Here is a 5,883-nt window from a genome sequence, read left to right as displayed (position 1 = left end):
TGCATATTTCCTCACGTTTCCCCACGCGCATATGCCAGAATTCAACCTCCGGCATGCCTCCCACACGTCAGGATTCAGGGGGAGAGGCATGCCCGCAGCCGCCGCCGAAGTAGCTGGGCTGTCGTACGATCCGCACGCCGCGCTGGAGCAGATGGGCATACCCGTCATCCGGTACTGGCTGCGGGACACATGGGGCGCATGGGCCCCCGCACAGCGCGTCGTCATCATCGCCAAGGGGCTGAGCCCGACCGAGGAACGGTGCGTCCTCGCGCACGAAGTCGAGCACATTCTCGCAGGGGACACCGGTTGCGGCCGTGGGGACGGCATGCGTGCCGAGCGCCGTGCCGACCTGAGGGCCAGCCGCAAGCTGATCGCGCTGTCCGACTTCTGTGCGGCCCGGCAGTGGGCCACCAGCGAGGCCGAGCTGGCCGCCGAACTGAGCGTCACCACCTGGGTCCTGCGGGCCCGCATCGCCGACCTGGAGGGGGGCGCCCGGTGGCTGGGTACATCGAAGATCGCTGGCTGAAGAAGCGGCCGAACCCCGCGACAGGTAAGCGCGAACGCACCGCGCTATGGGGCAAGGGGAAGCGCTACAAGGTCGCCGGCATCCCGGGCGTGCGCTCGCGCTCGTTCCACGCCTCGGGCGATGCCAAGATCTGGCTCGCTCAGGCCACGACGAAGAAGTCAGAGGGTCGATTCGTCGACCCGCGCGACGGTCAGATCCTCCTGGAGGACTACATCGTCCAGAAGTGGTGGCCGAGCGCCGCGTATCCGGTCTCGTCCCGCGCGTCGGTTAAGAGCAGAGTGTGGCGGCACATCATCCCCTACCTCGGGCACCTGCAGCTCCTGGAGATCGACTACGAAGCGCTGAAGGAATGGAAGGCCGACCTGCTCACCAGGGTGGGCGTGACCTCTGCTCAGGCGATCTGGGCGCACCTGAGCACCATCCTGGAGACTGCGCGCAAGGCGAAGCGGATCGTTGAGAACCCGTGCCGTGAGCACAGCGAGCTCAAGCCGACCCCAGAGGAAGGCCGGAAGGCGAAGGCCTGGTCGAAAGAGACCGTCGACGCGATCCGTGCCGGCCTGGCCGACCGCTACAGGGTGATGGTCGACCTGGGCGTCGGTCTCGGGCTGCGGCAGGGTGAGGCGCTCGGCCTGGCAGCAGAGGATTTCGACTGGGATGCCGAAGAGGTGTTCATCCAGCGCCAGCTGCGGTTCGACGAGCGCGGGCGTCCCTACTTCTGCCTTCCGAAGGGCAAGAAGACACGCCGGGTGCCGGTGGCGCCGAACGTGGCGGCCCGCATCCGGGCACACATCGCGTCCTACCCGCCCGTTCAGATCACGCTGCCTTGGCAGGACCCAGAGGAGCCGGCGACTGAGCAGGAAGCGAAGCAGCGCAAGCCCCGTACAGCTCGGCTCATCGTCCTGGCGGAGAAGGGCACGCCAGTCCTTCCCGGCGTTTTCAACACGAGCTACTGGAAGCCCGCGCTGGAACACGCTGGCATCGTCCAGCGGCTGGACCTGGCGACGTTGCCAGACGTGAGCTGGCGGCGGCCGGCGAAGACGTACGGCGACACCCGCGAGCACGGATTCCACTGCCTCCGCCACACCTACGCGTCGGTCAACCTCGGGGCGGGCGAGAACCCGGTGACCGTGTCGACGTGGATGGGACACGCCACCGTGAAGATTACGCTGGAGGTGTACGGGCACATGGTCCCCGGAGCGGTACAGCGGGGGCGCTCGGCGATCAACGCGTGGTTCGAACCCCCTCAGAAGCAAATTCTCCCTCAGGACTCCCTGGAGGCGGCGGTGGCTCGATGGGCGGCAGACATGGCCCTGGTCGGGGCGGGGGCGGCGGTCAAGGCGGACATGAACCGCCAGTTCAAGAAGGTGGACTTCGTCGAGGAGCCCGAGGTCAGCAACGGAACCGTTGGAGAGGCGTCGTCGGGGCACTGAACAGGGCGAACGGGCTCCCCATGTTTCCCCATGAATCCCCGAGGCTCCCCGGACAAAGCCTCCCTGCACACTCCCTGCGGCACGGCTCCTCCCTGAGGACTCCCTGGGTTCTCCCTGCCTCTGGGCGCACGAGCCGCCCCGCACCCCTCCACTTGGGGGGTACGGGGCGGCGTCGAGGGGCGGGTAGGATCCGGATGCCTCCCAGCAATGAGGGTTCCTACCGCAGCCCCTTGAATTCCCGCCCCTCAGCGCCCGATGCAAGCGGGCACTGCGGGGCGGGAGCACGTGGAGCGGCGCGAGCCGCTAGCCCCAGACCGAGTCCGCGAGGGTCGCGGTCGGTGCCGGGGTCGGGTGGGGCGCAGGCTCGACCGGGACGGCACCCCAGACAGAGTCGGCGGCCGGAACGACGGGCCCCGAGGGCGGAGTCGCGGTGATGGCGATTGCGGCGCCCGCGAGGGCGAGGCCGGCGGTGAGGATCCCTGCCGTGCGACGGACAGCGTGCATCGTTCACCCCTTCCGGTGAGCGGAGGGGGCCGTTCCCCCTCTGGGATCCAGCATGTAGACCGTTCAAATTCGGATCAACCCTGCTCGCGATATCCTGCGAACGTTGCACAATTAGGCAATCGGGATCTAGGGCGAATCGGGGCAATCGGGATGAAGGCTGATGCGTCATCAGGTCGATTCTTTCCTGTTCGTGCAGTGCGCGATCTGTACCTCGGCATCCTGTCCGGCAAGCACACAGATCCGGCGCCCTGCCCGGAGCTCGATCAGCTCGTCGCGACCCACCTCGTCGCCCCCGACACGGGCCGGCCGGGAAACTACGTTGCGCTCGACCCGCTGTCGGCACTGCGTGACCGACGCACCGAACTCCTGCGCGCGGCCGGCGACCTGATCGCCGAGGCTCAGATACTTCCTGTCCAGGTCTCTGCGCTGGCCGCGGCATACCAGGCCGCACACTCCGGAGGCAGCAGCCACCAGCGCGGCGGCGTCGAGATCCTGACCGGCAAAGCGGCCATCAACGAGCGGCTGGAAGGGCTGATCAACACCTGTGAGCGTGAGCTCCTGACAGCCCAGCAGACCGGCCCGCGGCCCGCGGACCTGCTGGCCGTCAGCTATCAGCGAGACCTTGGCGTCCTCCGCCGCCGGGCCGCGATGCGCACCATCTACTTGCCCAGCGTCCGAACCCACGCGCCGACCGCCCGCTGGGCCCAGACCATGACCGAGCAGGGCGCACAGGTCAGGACGGGAAAGGCCTTCGGCCGGGCGATCGTCATCGATCGCCAGGTCGCCTTCGTGGCGGTCCTCGACCCCTGGACCGGCGAGGAGATCAGTAAGGAGCAGGCGGCTGTAGTCACTGATCCCGCGATGGTCGCCGCCGTCGCCGCAGGGTTCGAACGTGACTGGGCCCGAGCGGAACCGTGGGATGGGACGACGGAGGCCGCGCTACTGCCGGTACACCTGGGCATCCTGAGGTGCCTCGCGCGCGGCCTTGACCAGGACGACGCGGCAGCCGAGCTGAACATCTCACGACGAACTGTCAACAACCGACTGGCCGAGTTGCGGCGGATCGCAGGCGCCGCCACCGTGGCACAGCTCCTGTACTGGTGGGCACGTCGCGAGGCAGCTACCGCCGACGTGTGATCGTCGCAGTGTAGTGTCTGCCGTCCGCGTAGAAGCGGAGCTCGAACGCGGACTCGGCGCCCATGTAGTCCAGAACGCGCTGCTCTCCGCCCTCGCCAGCGATCATCCAGAGGTACGCGTTCGCGCGGTCGGGCCGTATCGGAGCTGCCTGCAGTACCGCGGCGAGGGAGGCGATCGCGTCGCCTAGGCGCTCGTGCTGCTCGGGCTCGATCAGGTCGGGGATGGCGAGGGTGTACAGGGTGTGCTCCCGGTCTGTCCCCCCGGGCTGCGGTAGGGCGATCCTATCGAACAGGTAATCGATCAAGTGATGACCTTGGTATGCAGACTTTTGATCAAGGCCGCGCCAGCGTCAAGGGGTGCCGACCCCACCCCAACGACAGCCCGACCCTCACCAGCTGCACGAACGTCGCGCGGTCGGCGACCGGATCCGCTTCTTACGCCGCCAGCGCGGCGTCAGTCAGGAGCGGCTCGCCGCGCTGATCAACCGCGACCGGCAGTCCATCTCCAACTGGGAGCTCGGCCACACGCCGCCCAGCCTGGATGACCTCGTCGCAGCCGCCCGCGCGCTCGGCGTCCCGACCTGGCGTCTCCTCCGGGATGAGTAGACCCGGGTCGGCGCGAGGCAGTACGCCGGCCCGGGTCGGCCTGGTCAGCAGCGGAGAGGGCTCGCGGCCCTGGCGTCATCCAGCTGCTCGGGCGCGGGCACGTAGCCGTTGTATGGCACCAGGTACCCGCACATCGGACACTGCCAGTACCTGCCGTTCACGTACATCGCGCAGCCGCAGCCCCTGGGGCATGCCACTACTGATCACCTCCCTCCCCCTCCAAGTTGGCCAGCCGGAGGATCCTTCGGCCGAGTCGGGCGGCCTCGGCGGCGGGAATCGCAACCGCGGCCTGATCGAGCTGCACCACGATCAGGCCCATCGGCGCGCGGCGCGCGTGGACGAGCTCACCGTTCGTTCCGCGGAACGTCTCGACCGCGGCGCCCGATTGCGGGTCGTCGGCCGTCGGCAAGTGGTTCATGAGTTCCCTTTCTGCAGCCCCCGTGCATCCGCTTTTGAGTTCAACGAGGCTATCGACGCCGAGGGGTGGGTGAGGGGCTGATCGGGGGTCCGGGTCGCAGTGCTCGACGATCGCCGTGTGGGGCGTCTGGTCCCGAACCCATCGGCCGCGGACCCACGCAGTGCAGTACTCGCACATGCCCAGCTCGATCGGCCTGTCGTCTGCCTCGGCGGGCTCCCCATCGGGAACGCTCACTGGTCCGCCCCTGGCAGATTGCGGGCGCACGAGCACCCGGGGTGTCCGCAGAGGCAGACGAGCACGCGGGCGCCGGCCTCGTCCCACAGCCCGCCCGGACACCCATGGTGAGCGTCCAACTGGCACTCGGCGCTGACGTAGCGGCCAGCGCGCGACGTGTCCAGCGTGATGAGGATGTAGGGCGGCGTCTCCGGCCGCTGGGCAACGGTCATTGCGGCTCCTCCAGTTCCGCCCACAGCGCCACCGTGCCGGTGGCGTTGAGCGATCCCCAGGCGTGGCACGGCGTCACGATGTCGAGCACGTCGGCCCAGCGCTCTATGGCGCCGGGGCCGACCGGCACGATGAGCCGGACGATCCCGGGGCGGGGGTGGGTGACGCACACCGGGGCGCCCGCCGCCTGGGCCAGGGCGGCCCGGACCGTCCTCGCACGCATGCCGATCTGCACCGATCCCCCTGTATGTATCGGGCTCAGGTCTATGCATACAGTAGAGCCAGAGCCCATAGTCTGTCACCCAGCGCGCACGCACAGTAGGAGGACACGCATGTCAGACGGCGACGACGTCTCCCCCTACCTGCGAATCGCCGACGGCCTCCGCACCCGGATCGCCGCCGGAGAGTTCCAGCCCGGGGACCGCCTCCCCTCGCTCGCCGACCTCCGACGCGAGCACGGCTACTCGACCGCCGTCGGCCAGTCGGCCTACCGCGTCCTCGAACAGGACGGACTCGTCGTCGCGAGGCAGGGACGCGGGTACTTCGTCCGCAGCCCCGAGCCGCCGCCCGTCCTGGTCCGCCGTCAGCGCGTCGCGCCCGGCGAGGGATCGCCCACGGAGGCCACGTTGGCCCGGCAGGGCGTGGCCGGCACCTGGCGGCACGAGTCCCAGCCGCGGGCCGCCGACGACCGGATCGCGGCGCGGCTGGAGATCCGACCCGGCGACCCTGTCATGCACACCAGCTACGTGTACCTCGCCGACGGCGAACCGACCCAGCTCGCCGAGAGCTGGGAGCCGATGGCCGTCACGGGCGGCAGCC

General features: G+C 69.1%; 9 protein-coding genes. 5 read left to right on the top strand and 4 right to left on the bottom strand.

Features of this window, described 5'->3' with window-relative positions:
• The 3 genes from MCM47_RS32465 to MCM47_RS32455 form a co-directional block, all read left to right on the top strand.
• A partial coding sequence (locus tag MCM47_RS32465) for an ImmA/IrrE family metallo-endopeptidase (RefSeq protein WP_238949601.1) occupies positions 1 to 526 on the top strand: 526 nt, incomplete at its 5' end.
• Complete coding sequence (locus MCM47_RS32460; RefSeq protein WP_238949599.1) at positions 496 to 1,956, top strand: site-specific integrase; 1,461 nt, start codon at positions 496 to 498, stop codon at positions 1,954 to 1,956. The genes MCM47_RS32465 and MCM47_RS32460, both read left to right, overlap by 31 nt.
• Before the next feature lie 699 nt (positions 1,957 to 2,655).
• A complete protein-coding gene (locus MCM47_RS32455; RefSeq protein ID WP_238949592.1) occupies positions 2,656 to 3,597 on the top strand; it encodes a hypothetical protein in 942 nt (313 codons plus the stop codon).
• Here MCM47_RS32455 and MCM47_RS32450 read toward each other — a convergent pair.
• Positions 3,581 to 3,901, bottom strand: coding sequence for a hypothetical protein (locus MCM47_RS32450; RefSeq protein WP_238949590.1), 321 nt, complete (start codon positions 3,899 to 3,901; stop codon positions 3,581 to 3,583). The two genes, MCM47_RS32455 and MCM47_RS32450, sit on opposite strands and share 17 nt — an antisense overlap.
• Positions 3,902 to 3,953: 52 nt before the next feature.
• On the opposite strand from MCM47_RS32450, the gene MCM47_RS32445 reads away from it, so the two are divergent.
• Complete coding sequence (locus MCM47_RS32445; RefSeq protein ID WP_238949588.1) at positions 3,954 to 4,202, top strand: helix-turn-helix domain-containing protein; 249 nt, start codon at positions 3,954 to 3,956, stop codon at positions 4,200 to 4,202.
• A 196-nt stretch (positions 4,203 to 4,398) separates the two neighbouring features.
• Here the strand turns inward: MCM47_RS32445 and MCM47_RS32440 are convergent, their stop codons facing one another.
• The 3 genes from MCM47_RS32440 to MCM47_RS32430 are packed head-to-tail and all read right to left on the bottom strand — an operon-like array spanning position 4,399 to position 5,287.
• A complete protein-coding gene (locus tag MCM47_RS32440; protein WP_238949587.1) occupies positions 4,399 to 4,854 on the bottom strand; it encodes a hypothetical protein in 456 nt (151 codons plus the stop codon).
• Positions 4,851 to 5,066 (bottom strand): hypothetical protein, encoded by a 216-nt coding sequence (locus MCM47_RS32435; protein ID WP_238949586.1) that lies wholly within the window; start codon positions 5,064 to 5,066, stop codon positions 4,851 to 4,853. Before MCM47_RS32435 ends, MCM47_RS32440 begins: the two co-directional genes overlap by 4 nt.
• Positions 5,063 to 5,287, bottom strand: coding sequence for a hypothetical protein (locus MCM47_RS32430; RefSeq protein ID WP_238949585.1), 225 nt, complete (start codon positions 5,285 to 5,287; stop codon positions 5,063 to 5,065). Before MCM47_RS32430 ends, MCM47_RS32435 begins: the two co-directional genes overlap by 4 nt.
• Positions 5,288 to 5,396: 109 nt before the next feature.
• Between MCM47_RS32430 and MCM47_RS32425 the strand changes: the two genes are divergently transcribed.
• Positions 5,397 to 5,883: GntR family transcriptional regulator (locus tag MCM47_RS32425; RefSeq protein WP_238949584.1), on the top strand; the 487-nt coding region annotated here is incomplete at its 3' end.

Source organism: Kitasatospora sp. A2-31 (assembly GCF_022288725.1).
In the GTDB taxonomy this organism is placed as follows: domain Bacteria; phylum Actinomycetota; class Actinomycetes; order Streptomycetales; family Streptomycetaceae; genus Kitasatospora.
This window is presented reverse-complemented; position numbering and strand designations above follow the sequence as displayed.